Here is a 16086-nt window from a genome sequence, read left to right on the forward strand (position 1 = left end):
TTTTGTTGTAAGGTTATTGTTGAAAGGACTGAAAGTCAAAAGGAACCGTTTTTTAATAAAAAAAGCAGCAAGATATCTTGCTGCTTTTCCCTATAAATCGAATATAATAAGCGGAGTTATTTAATTAACTCGAAACTTCTTTTTACAAAGGCTGTCAGTTCTTCTCCTTTTAATAGGTTTTGTGACAGTTTGGCTAAATCCAATGCTTGTTTTACCAAGCCTTCCTGTGTTGTCTTATCGGAAGTAGTAAGGATGGTTGTCGCTAAATCTGAATTGGTATTCACAATCAGATTGTACATTTCCGGGAAATTCCCCATACCAAACATACCGCCGCCACCGGATTGACTCATCTCTTTCATTCGGCGCATAAACTCGGGCTGTGTAATGATAAACGGTGCTGCTTTACTGTCCATCGCTTCCATTTGAACCGTATAAGTCGTTTTCGGAACAAGTTCTTCCAATACTGTTTTCAGACTGTTTTGCTCGTCTTCTGATAATTTAGAAATCGGATTGTCATCTTTTTTAATCAGATTGTCTACATGATCCGAATCCACACGGGTGAAAGTCAGCTTTTCATTGTCCGCTTCCAGTTTTTGAATCAAGTGAGAAACAATCGGACTGTCTAATAGCAACACTTCATAACCTTTTTCTTTAGCTGTTTCAATATAACTGTGCTGCGTATCTTTGTTTGAAGCATATAAAACAACCAATTTGTCGTCTTTGTCGGTTTGGTTGTCTTTTAAAGCTTCTTTTAATTCTTCTAAAGTATAATATTTGCCATCCACTGACGGATATAAAACAAAAGAACCGGCTTTTTCGTAGAATTTCGGTTCGGAAAGCATACCATATTCCAATACGATTTTGATATCATTCCATTTCGTTTCAAAATCCTCACGGTTTTCAGTAAACAAGGATTTTAATTTGTCGGCTACTTTACGGGTAATGTAGTTCGAAATTTTCTTTACGTTACCATCAGCCTGAAGATATGAACGGGAAACATTTAACGGGATATCCGGAGAATCGATAACTCCTTTTAGCATTGTTAAAAATTCCGGAACGATTCCTTCTACATTATCGGTTACGAAAACCTGATTCTGATAAAGTTGAATTTTGTCTTTCTGAATTTGTAAATCAGCTGACATTTTCGGGAAATACAGAATACCGGTCAGGTTAAACGGATAATCAACATTTAAGTGGATGTTGAATAAAGGTTCTTCAAACTGCATCGGATATAATTCACGATAGAAGTTTTTATAGTCTTCATCTGTCAGATCACTTGGTTGTTTGGTCCATGCCGGATTCGGATTGTTGATAATGTTATCTACGGTAATCGTTTCTTCCTGTGTATCATCTCCTTCACCGGTTGTTACCTTTTCAGTACGGGTTCCGAATTTAATCGGCACCGGCATGAATTTATTGTATTTAACCAATAACTCACGGATTTTTCCTTCTTCAAGGAAATCCAATGAATCTTCGGCAATATGTAGGATAATTTCAGTACCTCTTTCGGATTTATCAGATGAAACAAGCGTGAATTCCGGGCTTCCGTCACAAGTCCAGTGTGCTGCCGGTTCGTCTTTATAGGATTTGGTGATGATTTCCACTTTTTCCGCTACCATAAATGCAGAATAGAAGCCCAACCCGAAATGACCGATGATACCGGAATCTTTTGCCGTGTCTTTGTATTTTTCAAGGAATTCTTCAGCACCTGAAAAAGCAACCTGATTGATGTATTTTTCAACCTCTTCCGCGGTCATACCCAATCCCTGATCAATAATGTGTAACTTCTTATTGTCTTTGTCAATCTTTACTTCAATAACCGGATTGCCGTAGTCAACTTTAGCTTCGCCAATACTCGTCAGGTGTTTTAATTTTAATGTAGCATCCGTAGCATTTGATACCAGCTCACGAAGAAAAATTTCGTGGTCACTGTATAAAAATTTCTTGATTAGAGGAAAGATGTTTTCTACCGATACATTAATTTTTCCAGTAGTCATAGTATAAAATGTGTTTTTTTGTTAAACTTTTCCTGATTCGTACAAATTAGATACCAAACCAAAGAAATGTGACAAAATGACGGAAATGCAATCTTAACGGAAAAATTCTTACTCAAAATTTAACAAATTAATTCTGTAGGTAGTATATTTGTGATAGTTATTTTAAAGCGCTCGATATGAAAAAATTAATTTTGTTAAGTGCACTTACAATGATGCTGTTTGCATGTAAGTCAACATCTGTAACCAACACGAAGCTGGACCGAACTTCACAGGTTGCAATCAAAGGTAATTGGGTGTTAAGCTCCGTTAGCTACCCTGGTTCTGAATACATAAAGGTGAATTCTTTTCAAATCGCCGATTCTAAGTGTTTTGAAGGAAGTAGCTGGAAATTTATTTCAAACAACAATAAAGGAGAAATGGCGCTGGAAAAAGCAAATTGTCCTGCTTTCAGTTCTTCGTTTACCTGGTTTGTAAATAAAGAAGGTGAGTTTGTTCTGAAACTTCTGAATGCCGGTGAAAAAGCCAAAAAAGTAAGAGACGGGTATGTACTGAAGTTGGCTAACCAGTCGGAAACTTCTTTCCAGTTGGTTGATAAAATCAATGTAGGTGGCAAACTGACAGACGTGGTTTACCAATTTGAAAAACTGAACTAATAAAACAAAGAATATGAAAAAGATAACAATTTATACATTAGCGGCAGTATTCATGATCGGATCTGTTTTTATAAGCTGTGAATCGGTTAAAAATGCTAATAATACGCAAAAAGGAGCCGGTATAGGAGCTGTAGCAGGTGCGGTTTTAGGAGGTGTATTAGGAAATAACATCGGTAAAGGTGGAAACGGTGCTTTAGGAGCAGTTCTTGGAGGTGTTGTTGGAGGTGTTGCCGGAGGTGTTATCGGTAACAAAATGGATAAGCAGGCTCGTGAAATTGAGCAGGCAATCCCAGGTGCTGAAGTAGAGCGTGTTGGTGAAGGAATTAAATTAGTATTAGGTGAAAATGCCGTGCGTTTTGATACCAATAAATCGACTTTAACAGCTGCTGCAAAAGCAAATCTTGATAAATTGGTTCCGGTATTCCAAAGCTATCCGGATACTGATATCGTAATCTACGGTTATACTGATAATACCGGTAAAGCAGAATACAACCTGACATTGTCAGAGCAAAGAGCTGCTTCTGTAAAGAGCTACCTTGCAGGAAAAGGATTATCCGGTAATCGTTTTAAAACAAGCGGTATGGGAATCGCTGATCCGATTGCTACAAATGATACTCCTGACGGAAGAAGCAAAAACCGTCGTGTAGAATTTGCTATTACGGCTAACGATAAAATGGTTCAGGATGCTAAAAAGCAAGCCGGAAACTAATCTTCATTGATAATAATATAAATGGCTGTCTTTCGGACAGCCTTTTTTTGTGGTTCTTATTTTAAATTTTCAATAAAACGCTTTGCAGCCAGTAGGGTTAATTCCGGGGCTTCTTTATGTGGAGTATGACCAATATCGGGAATAAGATATGTTTCCGATTTTCCGGAAACCTGGCGGATGGTTTTGTGTACTTGTTCTAAAGTTCCGTATTCATCTGCTTCTCCCTGTATAAATAAAAGCGGACAGGTAATTTGAGGTAACAGCGATTCGATATTCCAGTTTTTAAAATCAGAACGTGTCCAGGTTAATGTCCAGGCTTTAAAAAGCAGATCCACTTTATCACCGTGGTATTTCTGAAGGCGAAGCGGTAAGTCGGTTGACGTATACGCTTCCATGGCTTCGCGAATTCCCTTTAGGGTAACCTCTTCTACAAAAATATGAGCAGCTTCTGCAATTACAGCTTTGATTCGTTCGGGATATTGAGCCGCAGTGATTAAAGCAATCGAACCGCCGTCACTATGTCCGAATAGAATAATAGCATTGATGTCAAGTTGGGTTAACAACTCGTTTAATACAGAAGCTTCTTGTTCAAGGTAATTAACTGCTCTTTCATAAGTGGGCATCGGGTCGGATTTACCGTATCCTAATCGGTCATAGGCTAATACGTTACATTGTGTCGCTTCCGCCAATTTTTCAGGGAAGTCACGCCATAATTGCGTGCAGCCTAACGAATCGTGTAAAAAAACAAGTGTCGGTTTTTGGGAATCGAAATTTTGATGGTATACATAAAGCGCCTTTTCATTTATGTGTATTTGGGTAGCGATCGGATTAGGTGTCATAGCTGGTTATACTAATGGGGGTTATGATTGGATTTTATTGTTTTCGATTTTCTAAAATTGACCAGGTTGAGGTAGGTAATGGCGCTCAACATCACAATAATTCCAAATAGTTGTACAAATGTAATGTTTTCACAAAGTAAAATATGGGCACAAAAAACGGCAACCGGTAATTCAAGAGTTAGTAGGATAGAACTTAGTCCGGCACCGATTTTTGGCATACCGATACTAAAGCATACGGGAGGAATAACGGTACCGAAAACAGCGAGAAATAATCCCCATTGTAATAATCCGAAATCCAAATGATTGCTGGTGGTTATCGATTGTAAATTAATCACGAATATAATCATCGCGGAACCGCTCATCATCAAGGCACTTTTTTCAAATACAGGTGTTTCTTTTCCGAGTTTACTGGTGAAAATAATAGATATACTGTAAATTACGGCTGATAGTAAGCCCAATAAAATGCCGATTACCGATAGGTCTGCCTGTTTTACAGCGGATAAATTTCCGGCTAATATCGTTCCTATGATGATAAAAACAGTCGCAAATATCGTTGTCGGAGAAAGCCGTTTTTTAAAAACCAGCCATTCTACCACATTGCCGATCCATGTAATTTGCATCAGTAGTACGATGGCAAGTGAAGCCGGAATATAGGAAACGGAAAGATAGTAGATATATGTAGTGACCCCTATCGAGGTTCCGGCTAAAAGTAATTTCCAACCTTCAACAATTCGGAATGTTTTCTTTTTTATACTTCGGAATATAACAGCTCCCCATAATAAAAGCGCACCCAAAAAAGCTTGCGCAAGTGTGATTTCACCGGCGTTATAACCTTCTTTGTATGCGATTTTGGCAAAGGAAGCTAACATTCCGTAACTAATGGCGCCCAGGATAACGATGATGATATATTTAAGCATAAATCAATGTTTTTATTGTGTTTTATCCTGACAAATCTATTTATATATGAAATAAGTTGTTTGTTTTGAATTTAAATACGTAAATAATTCTTTAAAACTGGTATTTTTAATTTTTCTGTTCAAAATGGTCTTCTTTTTTGTAAATTGAGCGGAAAAAATCCGATGGAAGAATTAAGTAAACAAGAAGTAGAGTTGTTGCGTATACTCCAGAAAAACGCTCGTTTTGATATCACTGATCTTACCGAACGACTCCATATGTCCCGTACTTCGGTTTATGACAGAATAAAAAAATTGGAACAGGAAGGATATATTAAAAATTATGCAGCTATAGTCGACCATAAAAAGGTTGGACTAAATTTTATAGTGATTGTCACTGTTTCACTTAACAGTCAGCGATTAGATTATGTAGAAGAATTTTCCAGACAGGTTGCCATGCTGGACGAAGTGGTTGAAGCGTATGTAACCGGTGGAATTTTTGATTACATATTAAAAGTAATTGTTAAAGACCCTGAAGCGTTTAATGATTTTATAGCAACTAAATTATCGGTGATTCCGAACATCAGCAAAATTAAAAGTTCGTTTGTGATGAACTATGTCAAACAGTCTACCGTGTTACCGATCTGATGACGGGGTAAAACCGCCCTCCATATCCTGGAAAGCCCATTGTGCCATTGCCTCAATTACCGGTAATAAACCAACACCAGCATTGCTTAAACGATACGTAACAAATGGCGGAACTACCGGTTTGGCTTCCCGGATCAGCAGATTATCGTTTTCCAACTGCTTTAAATGTTGAATCAAAACCTTTTCAGTTATCGCCGGAATGGCTCTTTTTAATTCACTATAGCGTTTATCTCCTTTTGATAGATGGTATAAGATAATCGGTTTCCAATAACCGCCGATTCTTTCCATAACATAACTCACCGGACATTTTTCCAGTGCATATCGTTTATTCTCCTGTATTGTTGATGTTTCTTTAATTGCTGTCATAATACATACTTTGGGGTAAGTACTTGTATAAAAGTAAGTGCAAATATACCTTTGTTTTGTCAAATTAAAAACACTTTTATATGAAAATAACAATCTCAGGTTCTTTAGGGAATATAGGAAAATCATTGGCAACCCAATTAGTTGCAGTCGGACATGATGTAACGGTTATCAGTAGTGCAGCCGACAGAAAAGAAGCAATTGAAAAATTAGGAGCTAAGGCGGCAATCGGATCGGTTAGTGATCCGGAATTTTTAAAAGAAGCTTTTGTCGGTGCCGATGCTGTTTTTGCGATGACACCGCCAAATATGGGTGGCGCCAATATTATTGCGAATACTGTTGAAGCCGGAAAAGCATTTGCTAAAGCGATTACCGAATCGGGAGTAAAACGAGTTGTGATGTTAAGTAGTATTGGCGCGGATCTGCCAACCGGAAACGGACCGATTGCCGGATTGTATCATATCGAAAATTTATATCGCGATTTACAAGCGGTTTCAGTAACGTTCCTTCGTGCCGGTTTATTCTTTACAAACTTTTATAATGACATTCCATTGATCAAAGGAATGGGAATAATGGGAGCAAATTATCCGGGGACGATACAGGTACCGATGGTGTATCCGGAAGATATTGCAACTGCCGCTTCGGAAGAACTTCAGAAAAACACCGAAGGAAAAAATATTCGGTATATCGTTAGTGATGTCCGTACACCAAATGAAGTGGCACAAGTATTCGGAGCAGCGATCGGAAAACCGGAATTGCCATGGGTAGAATTCACAGATGAACAATCGTTACAAGGAATGATTCAGGCCGGATTGCCGAATGAAGTGGCTCATTTATATACTGAAATGGGAACCGGATTCCGAAACGGAACTATCCCGGCTGATTTCGAACTTCAGGGTTCACCGGTAAACGGATCGACTAAACTGGAAGATTTTGCTCAAATCTGGGCAACTCGTTTCTAAAAATAATAAATCAAACTTAACTGCGGCCTGACAGGATTTATAGAATCTGTCAGGCCTTGTTGTTTACGATCCTGTTGTTCATTTTTTATGAAAGATATTTAACAAATATTTTGTTTATTTTTTAGGGTATGGAGTTAAACGCTTTGTAACTTTACAAAAGCTTTAAAAAAAACATAGTATGGCGGTAACGAAAAGAACCAACGGAAAGAAAGAAACGATTACGGAAGATGCCATTATTGCAAATTATATGAATCAGGTACTGGAGAATCACCAGGAGCCGACAAGTGTATATCTCTTTTGTAAAGAAAATAAAATTGAAGAAACCGTTTTCTACAGTTTCTTCACCACATTAGACGGAATAAAGGAAACCATCTGGATTAAACTGTTTGAAAATGCAGTAACCAGTCTGAAAAATGATGAGTCCTTTGCTACGTATTCCAATCGAAATAAATTACTGGCACTTTATTTTACCTTTTTTGAAGTGCTGACTTTAAACAGGAGCTATGTGTATTTTGTTTTAAAAGAAAACAAACAAGGTTTACATAATCTGAAACAGTTGCGAAAGCTTCGTAGCCGTTTTAAAAAGTTTATCAAAGAAGAAGTGCAGGTAGCATTAATCGAAAAACAGGAAAAGATCGATAAGATTGCGAAACCGGTATTGTCGGAAGCAGCTTGGGTACAATTCCTTTTTATCCTGAAATTCTGGCTGGAAGATACTTCAGTTGGTTTTGAAAAAACCGATATCATGATTGAAAAAGCGGTAAAAGCGACTTTTGATGTATTGGATACAACGCCGTTGGAAAGCCTTTTTGATTTAGGTAAATTCGTCTGGAAAGAAAGATTTAATTAAGCTTCAATCGTATGAAAACACTCAATAAAATCCCGACAAACAAAATGGAACGGGCAGGAGCTCTTGTGAAAACCGGATTGAAAGTAGGAGGAAATTATCTGGCCTATTATGGCGAAAAAATGGTAAATCCGTCATTGAGTAAAGAGAAGCTCAATGAGAATAATGCGGAAGATATCTATGACGGATTAAAAAACCTGAAAGGAAGTGCGCTTAAAGTAGCGCAAATGTTGAGTATGGAAAAAAACATTATGCCGAAAGCATATGTGGAAAAATTTTCATTGGCTCAATTCTCCGTACCGCCATTGTCGGCTCCGCTAGTGCGAAAAACATTTAAAAAATATCAAGGCGACTATCCGGAAGCGTTATACGACACTTTTACACCCGATTCAGTTAACGCAGCGAGTATCGGACAAGTACATAAGGCAACTAAAAACGGAAAACAACTGGCCGTAAAAATCCAGTATCCCGGAGTAGCCGACAGTATTAGTTCGGATCTGGCAATTGTAAAACCTTTTGCAATAAAAATGTTTAACCTTCAGGGAAAAGATTCTGATAAATATTTTAAAGAAGTCGAACAAAAACTACTTGAAGAAACTGATTATAAACTGGAATTAAAACAAGGTGTGGCTATCGCCAAAGCCTGTGCGGCTATAGAAAATCTGAAATTCCCGGTATATTATCCGGAATGGTCATCCGAAAAGATCATCACAATGGATTGGATGGAAGGACTACATTTATCGGAGTTTGCGGCTATCAATAATGATCAGGCTAAAGGAGACCGAATCGGACAGGCATTGTGGGATTTTTATATGTTCCAGATGCATACTTTAAAACAGGTTCACGCCGATCCGCATCCGGGAAATTTCCTTGTGGATACTGAAGGTAATCTGGTTGCAATCGATTTTGGTTGTATCAAACAGGTTCCGGAAGATTTTTATATTCCGTATTTTGAATTGGCTCGACCGGAAGTGATTAATAATCCCGAACAATTCCGCGAAAAACTCTATGAACTCGAGATATTAAGACCGGATGATACAGAAGAAGAAATAGCTTATTTCTCCGATTTATTCCATCAGCTGTTAAGTTTGTTTACACAACCGTTTCACGGTGATTATTTTGATTTTTCTAATGCAGAATTTTTCGAAAATATTGCCAAAATGGGAGAAGCTTTTTCTAAAGATACACAACTCAGAAAAATGAACGGAAACCGGGGATCCAAACACTTTTTATATATCAACAGGACTTTTTTCGGATTGTATAATCTGTTACACGACCTGAAAGCACGGATTGATACCCGAAATTTTGAAAAATATACAGTTTCCTGACAATGATTATAATCACGTTAGTATTATCGGATTAGGAAACTTTGTAATTTTGCGCCTTTAAAAATTAAGAATGCTACACGTTAAAAATATATCGTTCGGTTATAACGAAAAAACGATAATTAAAAATATAGATTTTACCATCGAAAAAGGACAGCATATAGCGGTTATCGGTGAAAGCGGATGCGGAAAGAGTACGCTTTTAAAATTGATTTATGGCTTATATGATCTGGATGAAGGACAGATTTTTTGGAATGGTACTGAAGTACTCGGACCGAAATTTCATTTGGTTCCGGGTATGCCGTTTATGAAATACCTGGCTCAGGATTTTGATCTGATGCCCTATGTGACAGTGGCGGAAAATGTCGGAAAGTTTTTATCTAATTTTTATCCGGAAGAAAAAAAGCAACGTATAAAGGAATTATTGGAAATTGTTGAAATGACGGAATATGCAGATGTTAAAGCAAAATTCCTAAGTGGCGGTCAACAACAACGGGTGGCATTAGCCAGGGTTTTAGCATTGGAGCCGGAAGTGTTAATGTTGGATGAGCCGTTTAGCCATATTGACAATTTTAGAAAAAATGCATTGCGCCGTAATTTGTTTGCTTATCTGAAAGCAAAAAAAATTACTTGTATTGTGGCAACACATGATAGTACGGATGCGCTGTCTTTTGCTGATGAAACTTTTGTGTTGTATGACGGCAAGATTGTCGATCGCGGACCTTCTACGATTGTCTATAATAACCCGGTGAATAAATATACGGCTTCTCTTTTCGGGGAAGTGAATGAATTAAAACTTTCGGATATTGTTGAAGTAGATGGTGAAGATGAAACCGTATTGTTATATCCGCATCAGTTACGGGTGGTGGAAAACGGTAAAATGAAAGTAATAGCAAAACAATCCTATTATAAAGGAAGCCATTATTTGATTAAAGGTGTTTTTGAACGTAAAGTAATCTTTTTTGAAAACGATACGGAACTGGAACTTAATCAGGAAGTAACTTTAATGATCAGTTAAATAAAATAAGATGCCGAGAGAAGATAGTTTAATGCGCCAGATAAGTGAGCTGGGATTTGCTTTGAAACGTTTGATGGAACGAATGAAAGGGGGAAAAGCAGGCGGCGGACTTACATTGGATTCCGATACGGTAAACGGGGCTATGAACGAAGAACTTGGTTTTGATCTGAATAGATTACTTGCCGTTGAACGTGAAGATCTAATTCCGTTGCTATTGGAAAATCCGGGTTTTTCAGCAGACAATCTGGAGTTTTTTGCCGACTATCTTGTGGATTTGGGAACTGGTAATAATAATCAGGAAAATCTGTATGGTAAAGCCGCCGTGATTTATGAATATGTCGATAAAATTACAGCGACCTTTTCAATGGAACGTTTTAACAAGTTGCAAAAGATCCGTTAGAAACAGAAAACTAAAAATAGAGATCCCTTTACTGTATTCGGTAAGGGGATTTTTAATTTGTACCGGTTCTTATTCTGATTTGGGTTCTGATTTTTGTTTTTCTACTTTTAAAAATAATCCATTTAAAAAGGGGAAAGATGAAGTTTAAAATTGCATTGGAAACAATTAGAAAAGCTAATGACAATCTTATAAAGAGTGGCATTACGGTTAAAGGTACGGAAAAATTTCGCGGAGTAATTACGGCCCGAATTAACTTAGACGGTATAATCTTGATTAGAGAGATCAGTCATGACAAGATTAACGAGGCATATGGTAAAGCATTGAAAAAATATGCAGCGAAATTATAACGATATCTATTCAAAGTTGGTTGGGAATGAAATGGATGTCTTGGGACATATTGCATATTCACTTTATAAAGAAAATAAAATAGAGTATATAGAAAAGCAGGAGTTAAGAGGTTACTGCGTTACGGATCAGGATTTAGTTCCGTTTAATCATTTTTCGTCTTCAGATACTACTGTTCATAATTATAAAATAAGAGCGGAACTGATTTTACAGGAATTTGTTGATAATATGCTTCTGGAAGAATTAAAGGATTATGATGTATAATTAACGCATCGGCAAACGGAAATTCTAAAGGACATTATCGCACCGTTAGCACCATCGTTTTGGAATAATATCGTTATAGGCGTCATAAGCTCGTTTGTGTTTACTTTACTGATTGTGTTTTTGACAATTATAGCAGAGCATAAGGATTCGGCTATTCATATTACTGTCGGTAAGATACAAGTACCAACGGGAACAAATAAGTAAGGATATTTGCCTAATATCCATAAAAAAGGATTGCTTTGCTGCAATCCTTTTCTTTTTAGGAATAAAACGTTTTCGAAAGGGAATCCGCTTTATTTTGAAATTTAATTTTTAAGATATTTTTCCAAAAACTGATCTTGTTCCCAAAGCAGGTGAAAGATGTTTTCTTTAGCTACATATCCGTGTGATTCTTTCGGAAGGATAACCATTCTGGCCGGTGCACCTAAACCTTTTAACGCCTGGAAATAACGCTCGGTTTGTAATGTAAAAGTTCCCGGATTATTATCGGCTTCACCATGTACTAACAAAAGTGGCGTTTTCATTTTTTCAGCATTCATAAAAGGAGACATTTCATTATAAATGTTCGGTACTTCCCAGTAATTACGCTGTTCACTTTGGAATCCAAATGGGGTTAACGTTCGGTTGTAAGCCCCGCTTCTTGCAATTCCGCAGGCAAATAAATTAGAATGGGTTAATAAGTTAGCAGTCATAAAAGCACCGTAAGAGTGACCGCCTACAGCAACTTTTTTACGGTTGATGTAACCCAATTTGTCAACAGCATCAATAGCAGCTTCGGCATTACCAACCAATTGCGGAATAAAAGTGTCGTTCGGTTCCGTTTTTCCTTCTCCGATAATTGGGAAAGCAGCATCATCCAAAACAGCATAACCTCGCGTCACCCAATAAATAAATGAACCGTAATACGGGAATGTAAATTCGTTCGGGTTAGAAGATGTTTGTCCGGCACTGTTTTTATCTTTATATTCCGTAGGGTAAGCCCAGATTAATAACGGTAGTTTTTCTTTTTTAGCAGTGCGATCATAACCGGCCGGTAAATAAAGCGTTCCGGATAATTCGACACCGTCTTTACGTTTGTATTTAATGACTTCCTTGTAAACATTCTTAATACTTTCAAACGGGTTTTTAAAATCCGTTATCTGTGTTAGCTGGTTTTTCTTTTTGATGTTTCGGAAATAATAGTTCGGGAATTCGCTTTTCGACTGAATCTGTACTAAAGCATCTCCTTTTTTGAAATCTTCTATAGAAAGAATGTCTTCTTTTTTGTCGGTATAAGCCGATTGATATAAACGTTTTGTTTTTAAGGTTTTGATGTTGAATTCATCAATAAAAGGGAATTGTCCGTTTTTTGTATAGCCGGCACCAATTAAAAAAGCATTGTCATTTTCTAATGCCAATACATGTTTGCCATAACTGTTTTTTACCGTTTCAAAATTCCCCGGATCAGAATAAATATCCTGTTCGTTTCTGTCCCATACCAGTTTCGGTGATTCGGAAGGATTAGATGGATTGATCAGGTAAGTTTTCTCGTTACGGGTGTCGTACCAGTAATCTTTAAGAACTGCAATCTTATCGTTGCCCCAAACGATTCCTTGGAAACGTTGTTGTGTTTTGGCTAATGATGTCGGATTTGATGTGAAAGGAGCATTCCATAAATAAAGTTCGTCTCGGTAAGCTACTTTATTTTCAGGATTTCCTTCGTCAAGTGCTTCTACGAAAAACAAAGTGGCAGGAGTATCGTTTCTCCATCCCATCGATCTTTTTCCGGTGCGGGTAGCCATAAAACCTTTTGGCATAATCTCGGTTAGAGGAACTTGATTTACAACTTTAACTTCTTTTCCGTTATTGTCATACACAACGGTTTTTTGAGGAAAACGGTTTAACGGTACGATATACGAAAACGGTTTTTGGATTGTTGTAACCATCAGATAATTTCCGTCAGGTGAAAAACTCTCCCCGGCATACATATCGGCTGCTTTGAAAAGTGTGCTTTTTCCATCCAAACCGATACGGTATAACTCAGAAGTTGTGATGTTTTCGAAATTGGCTTCATCAGTTCGGTTCTTCAACAGATCCTGATAAGTCCTGTTTTGAGATACCTTTCCTTCACTGTTGGAAATGATCGGACCGTTTGGTAAATCTTTTTTAGCATCGATTAAGGCCGGTCTGTTTTTCGGAAGCATTTTTACCAAAAGGCTTTGTCCGTCACGAAACCAACTCATCGGATTACCTAAATTAGCATTCAGATTGGCATCGGTAAGCTTTGTTGCTTTGGCATTGGCTATATCCAGAATCCATAATTCAATTCCGGTAGCAGTTGTATGGGTGAAAGCAATTTTTTTCTCATCCGGTGACCAGGAAAGGTTACTGATCTTTGGATTTTGAGGTAATCCTTGTACTTGAATTACGTTTTTGTCTTTAAAACGTCTTACTTTTATGTTGTTGAGGTAGGTAACCGTACTTGAGATGTTGGTAACCGGATTGATACGTAAACCACCTAATCGGAGTTCCTCCTGATTTAGATCATCCAAAGTTTTATAAGTGTTGCGATAGGTTAATAACATCCATTCTTTCTTGGTGTCCATAGAAACAGAGGGTGCGCGTTCAAAGTCTGCCAATTGTAAAATGCTGGCCGGAGGTTTCTGATAGGTAATGTTTTCCTGCGCAAAAAGCGGTGTAGCACCTAATAGCAGAAATAAAACCGATTTGTAAATTAACTTCATATTCGTGTTATAATTAATAGTGATTGATAACTGCGATAGTCTCGCATTTAAGATAGGTCTAAGATAAGGGGCTCTTGTTACAAAAGTGCTATAAGTTTTGTTAAAAACGACTTTGAGTTTTAACTGTAGGATTGAGATGGTGTAAAAAATGTGGCTATATGATGGCAGGTTTTTTTAGAATGTGTAAATTTGCATCCCTGTTTTTAATAAATAAATAAAAATAATGTATCAGTCAAAAATTTCAGGATTAGGTTATTATGTTCCGGAAAATGTGGTAACGAATGATGATTTGTCAAAAATTATGGATACCAATGATGAGTGGATTCAGGAGCGAACCGGTATTCAGGAAAGACGTCATGTGATTAGAGGTGAAGATACCACGACAACCATGGGTGTTAAAGCGGCAAAGATTGCGATAGAGCGTTCGGGTGTTGCCAAAGAAGATATTGATTTTGTAGTTTTCGCGACTTTAAGTCCGGATTATTATTTTCCGGGACCGGGTGTAGCCGTACAGCGGGATTTAGGCTTGAAAACGGTTGGAGCATTGGATGTTCGGAATCAGTGTTCCGGATTTGTTTATGCAATTTCCGTAGCCGATCAGTTTATCAAAACCGGGATGTATAAAAATATTCTGGTAATCGGATCAGAAGTACATTCTACCGGTTTGGATATGACGACCCGAGGTAGAGGAGTATCTGTGATATTTGGAGATGGTGCCGGAGCAGCGGTTTTAAGCCGAAGTGAAAAACCGGGTCAGGGAATATTGTCAACTCATTTACATTCGGAAGGAGAACATGCAGATGAACTGGTGTTAAAAGCACCGGGAATGGGGAAACGTTGGGTTACGGATATCCTGGCTGATAACGATCCGAACGATGAAAGTTATTATCCGTATATGAACGGACAGTTTGTATTTAAAAATGCTGTAGTTCGTTTTAGTGAAGTGATCATGGAAGGCCTACAGGCAAATAATCTGCAAGTATCGGATATTGATATGTTGATTCCGCATCAGGCCAATTTGAGAATCTCGCAGTTTATTCAGCATAAATTCCAACTTTCGGACGATCAGGTGCATAATAACATTCAGAAATACGGAAATACGACAGCGGCTTCTATTCCGATTGCGTTGACAGAAGCCTGGGAACAAGGAAAAATTAAAGAAGGGGATACGGTTGTACTAGCAGCTTTCGGTAGTGGATTTACCTGGGCAAGTGCTATTATTAAATGGTAAAATCAGAAATATATCGTTATAAAAAAAGAGCAGCTATCCGATAGCTGCTCTTTTTTTATTGTGCTCTCTGTATAAGAATATTGTAATTTATAACAGGTACTTTGTTGGTTTTTAGGAGAGTATTGTTTTGTGTTTTTTAAAAAATAGTGTAAATTACACTGAGGTTGTTGAAATTATGTTTCACTAAATAGCAATACGATGAAGCACAAGATTATTCATAACAAAGGTCAGGCGCAACTTTTTAGGAACAAATATCTGGAAATGCTCACTAAAACTCATCCGGCTGTAATCTGGAGTATGTATATTCCGATATTGGGTGCCTTATTATTTACAGCACACCGAAATTATCATATTGAAGTCCGAAATGTAGTTTATCTGTTTTTCGGAGGAATGATATACTGGACTTTCTTCGAATATATTGCACATCGTTACCTTTTTCATTTTATTTCCGATAATCCGCGAATGAAAAGGATCTCATATGTCTTACATGGTAATCATCATGAATATCCGCGAGATCGGGATCGCTTGTTTATGCCGCCCGTACCCAGTCTGATTCTGGCTACCAGTCTGTTCTTATTGCATTATCTTCTGTTATGGGAGTACACCTGGGCTTTTTTTCCGGGTTTTATGTTTGGTTATTTATTGTATGCATCAATGCATTACGCGATCCATGCCTTTGCTCCGCCTTTTAAGTTTATGAAACCCTTGTGGCGCAATCATCATCTCCATCATTATAAAGATGAGCACCTGGGGTTTGGTGTTAGTAATACTTTTTGGGATCGTATTTTCGGAACCATGTTTGATCTGACTAAAAATGCAGAAGATCCGGAAAAAACAAAAGCATTACAATTTGAAAAGAAAAAATAAGA

The 16086-nt window shown here is 37.6% G+C and carries 17 protein-coding genes; 12 read left to right on the forward strand and 5 right to left on the reverse strand.

From position 1 onward, the window contains the following. Positions 1 to 116: 116 nt before the first annotated feature. Positions 117 to 1997, reverse strand: a complete 1881-nt coding sequence (gene htpG / locus NOX80_RS07740; RefSeq protein WP_256552716.1) for a molecular chaperone HtpG — start codon at positions 1995 to 1997, stop codon at positions 117 to 119. Positions 1998 to 2173: 176 nt separating this feature from the next. On the opposite strand from htpG, the gene NOX80_RS07745 reads away from it, so the two are divergent. Both NOX80_RS07745 and NOX80_RS07750 read left to right on the forward strand, forming a co-directional pair. Further along, positions 2174 to 2650: a lipocalin family protein gene (locus NOX80_RS07745; RefSeq protein WP_256552717.1), complete on the forward strand. Its 477-nt coding sequence runs from the start codon at positions 2174 to 2176 to the stop codon at positions 2648 to 2650. Between the two features lie 13 nt (positions 2651 to 2663). Further along, positions 2664 to 3359: an OmpA family protein gene (locus tag NOX80_RS07750; RefSeq protein ID WP_256552718.1), complete on the forward strand. Its 696-nt coding sequence runs from the start codon at positions 2664 to 2666 to the stop codon at positions 3357 to 3359. A 56-nt stretch (positions 3360 to 3415) separates the two neighbouring features. Here NOX80_RS07750 and NOX80_RS07755 read toward each other — a convergent pair whose 3' ends face one another. Both NOX80_RS07755 and NOX80_RS07760 read right to left on the reverse strand, forming a co-directional pair. Next, on the reverse strand, positions 3416 to 4198 hold the full coding sequence (locus NOX80_RS07755; protein WP_256552719.1) for an alpha/beta fold hydrolase: 783 nt from the start codon (positions 4196 to 4198) through the stop codon (positions 3416 to 3418). A gap of 11 nt (positions 4199 to 4209) precedes the next feature. Then, the gene (locus NOX80_RS07760) at positions 4210 to 5115 is read right to left on the reverse strand and encodes an EamA family transporter (RefSeq protein ID WP_256552720.1); all 906 of its coding nucleotides are present in this window, start codon (positions 5113 to 5115) and stop codon (positions 4210 to 4212) included. 162 nt (positions 5116 to 5277) lie between these two features. On the opposite strand from NOX80_RS07760, the gene NOX80_RS07765 reads away from it, so the two are divergent. Further along, complete coding sequence (locus NOX80_RS07765; protein ID WP_256552721.1) at positions 5278 to 5739, forward strand: Lrp/AsnC family transcriptional regulator; 462 nt, start codon at positions 5278 to 5280, stop codon at positions 5737 to 5739. Here the strand turns inward: NOX80_RS07765 and NOX80_RS07770 are convergent. Beyond that, on the reverse strand, positions 5728 to 6105 hold the full coding sequence (locus NOX80_RS07770; RefSeq protein WP_305880318.1) for a winged helix-turn-helix transcriptional regulator: 378 nt from the start codon (positions 6103 to 6105) through the stop codon (positions 5728 to 5730). The genes NOX80_RS07765 and NOX80_RS07770 overlap by 12 nt on opposite strands. 80 nt (positions 6106 to 6185) lie before the next feature. On the opposite strand from NOX80_RS07770, the gene NOX80_RS07775 reads away from it, so the two are divergent. The 7 genes from NOX80_RS07775 to NOX80_RS07805 all read left to right on the forward strand — a co-directional run bounded on the left by NOX80_RS07775 (position 6186) and on the right by NOX80_RS07805 (position 11263). Next, the gene (locus tag NOX80_RS07775) at positions 6186 to 7064 is read left to right on the forward strand and encodes an NmrA family NAD(P)-binding protein (RefSeq protein WP_256552722.1); all 879 of its coding nucleotides are present in this window, start codon (positions 6186 to 6188) and stop codon (positions 7062 to 7064) included. A gap of 178 nt (positions 7065 to 7242) precedes the next feature. Continuing rightward, a complete protein-coding gene (locus tag NOX80_RS07780; RefSeq protein ID WP_256552723.1) occupies positions 7243 to 7914 on the forward strand; it encodes a TetR family transcriptional regulator C-terminal domain-containing protein in 672 nt (223 codons plus the stop codon). 11 nt (positions 7915 to 7925) lie between these two features. Continuing rightward, complete coding sequence (locus tag NOX80_RS07785; protein WP_256552724.1) at positions 7926 to 9239, forward strand: ABC1 kinase family protein; 1314 nt, start codon at positions 7926 to 7928, stop codon at positions 9237 to 9239. Positions 9240 to 9309: 70 nt separating this feature from the next. Continuing rightward, entirely contained in the window at positions 9310 to 10254 is a 945-nt protein-coding gene (locus NOX80_RS07790; protein ID WP_256552725.1) for an ABC transporter ATP-binding protein, read from the forward strand. Between the two features lie 10 nt (positions 10255 to 10264). After that, complete coding sequence (locus NOX80_RS07795; protein ID WP_256552726.1) at positions 10265 to 10654, forward strand: hypothetical protein; 390 nt, start codon at positions 10265 to 10267, stop codon at positions 10652 to 10654. A gap of 137 nt (positions 10655 to 10791) precedes the next feature. Next, positions 10792 to 11001, forward strand: coding sequence for a hypothetical protein (locus tag NOX80_RS07800; RefSeq protein ID WP_256552727.1), 210 nt, complete (start codon positions 10792 to 10794; stop codon positions 10999 to 11001). Continuing rightward, positions 10985 to 11263, forward strand: a complete 279-nt coding sequence (locus tag NOX80_RS07805) for a hypothetical protein (RefSeq protein WP_256552728.1) — start codon at positions 10985 to 10987, stop codon at positions 11261 to 11263. The genes NOX80_RS07800 and NOX80_RS07805 overlap by 17 nt, the downstream gene beginning before the upstream one ends. 305 nt (positions 11264 to 11568) lie before the next feature. Here NOX80_RS07805 and NOX80_RS07810 read toward each other — a convergent pair whose 3' ends face one another. Then, a complete protein-coding gene (locus NOX80_RS07810; protein WP_256552729.1) occupies positions 11569 to 13986 on the reverse strand; it encodes a S9 family peptidase in 2418 nt (805 codons plus the stop codon). Positions 13987 to 14209: 223 nt separating this feature from the next. On the opposite strand from NOX80_RS07810, the gene NOX80_RS07815 reads away from it, so the two are divergent. Both NOX80_RS07815 and NOX80_RS07820 read left to right on the forward strand, forming a co-directional pair. Continuing rightward, positions 14210 to 15217, forward strand: coding sequence for a 3-oxoacyl-ACP synthase III family protein (locus tag NOX80_RS07815; RefSeq protein WP_256552730.1), 1008 nt, complete (start codon positions 14210 to 14212; stop codon positions 15215 to 15217). Positions 15218 to 15415: 198 nt separating this feature from the next. Then, positions 15416 to 16084 carry a sterol desaturase family protein gene (locus NOX80_RS07820; protein ID WP_256552731.1) on the forward strand — a complete coding sequence of 223 codons (669 nt, stop codon included), beginning with the start codon at positions 15416 to 15418 and terminating at the stop codon, positions 16082 to 16084. Positions 16085 to 16086 lie beyond the last annotated feature (2 nt).

Source organism: Flavobacterium cerinum (assembly GCF_024496085.1).
GTDB lineage: Bacteria > Bacteroidota > Bacteroidia > Flavobacteriales > Flavobacteriaceae > Flavobacterium > Flavobacterium cerinum_A.

Coding starts and splice junctions, on each gene's coding strand:
- htpG (WP_256552716.1), bottom strand. CDS start 1,997: ATGACTACTGGAAAAATTAATGTATCGGTAGAAAACATCTTTCCTCTA.
- NOX80_RS07745 (WP_256552717.1), top strand. CDS start 2,174: ATGAAAAAATTAATTTTGTTAAGTGCACTTACAATGATGCTGTTTGCA.
- NOX80_RS07750 (WP_256552718.1), top strand. CDS start 2,664: ATGAAAAAGATAACAATTTATACATTAGCGGCAGTATTCATGATCGGA.
- NOX80_RS07755 (WP_256552719.1), bottom strand. CDS start 4,198: ATGACACCTAATCCGATCGCTACCCAAATACACATAAATGAAAAGGCG.
- NOX80_RS07760 (WP_256552720.1), bottom strand. CDS start 5,115: ATGCTTAAATATATCATCATCGTTATCCTGGGCGCCATTAGTTACGGA.
- NOX80_RS07765 (WP_256552721.1), top strand. CDS start 5,278: ATGGAAGAATTAAGTAAACAAGAAGTAGAGTTGTTGCGTATACTCCAG.
- NOX80_RS07770 (WP_305880318.1), bottom strand. CDS start 6,105: ATGACAGCAATTAAAGAAACATCAACAATACAGGAGAATAAACGATAT.
- NOX80_RS07775 (WP_256552722.1), top strand. CDS start 6,186: ATGAAAATAACAATCTCAGGTTCTTTAGGGAATATAGGAAAATCATTG.
- NOX80_RS07780 (WP_256552723.1), top strand. CDS start 7,243: ATGGCGGTAACGAAAAGAACCAACGGAAAGAAAGAAACGATTACGGAA.
- NOX80_RS07785 (WP_256552724.1), top strand. CDS start 7,926: ATGAAAACACTCAATAAAATCCCGACAAACAAAATGGAACGGGCAGGA.
- NOX80_RS07790 (WP_256552725.1), top strand. CDS start 9,310: ATGCTACACGTTAAAAATATATCGTTCGGTTATAACGAAAAAACGATA.
- NOX80_RS07795 (WP_256552726.1), top strand. CDS start 10,265: ATGCCGAGAGAAGATAGTTTAATGCGCCAGATAAGTGAGCTGGGATTT.
- NOX80_RS07800 (WP_256552727.1), top strand. CDS start 10,792: ATGAAGTTTAAAATTGCATTGGAAACAATTAGAAAAGCTAATGACAAT.
- NOX80_RS07805 (WP_256552728.1), top strand. CDS start 10,985: ATGCAGCGAAATTATAACGATATCTATTCAAAGTTGGTTGGGAATGAA.
- NOX80_RS07810 (WP_256552729.1), bottom strand. CDS start 13,986: ATGAAGTTAATTTACAAATCGGTTTTATTTCTGCTATTAGGTGCTACA.
- NOX80_RS07815 (WP_256552730.1), top strand. CDS start 14,210: ATGTATCAGTCAAAAATTTCAGGATTAGGTTATTATGTTCCGGAAAAT.
- NOX80_RS07820 (WP_256552731.1), top strand. CDS start 15,416: ATGAAGCACAAGATTATTCATAACAAAGGTCAGGCGCAACTTTTTAGG.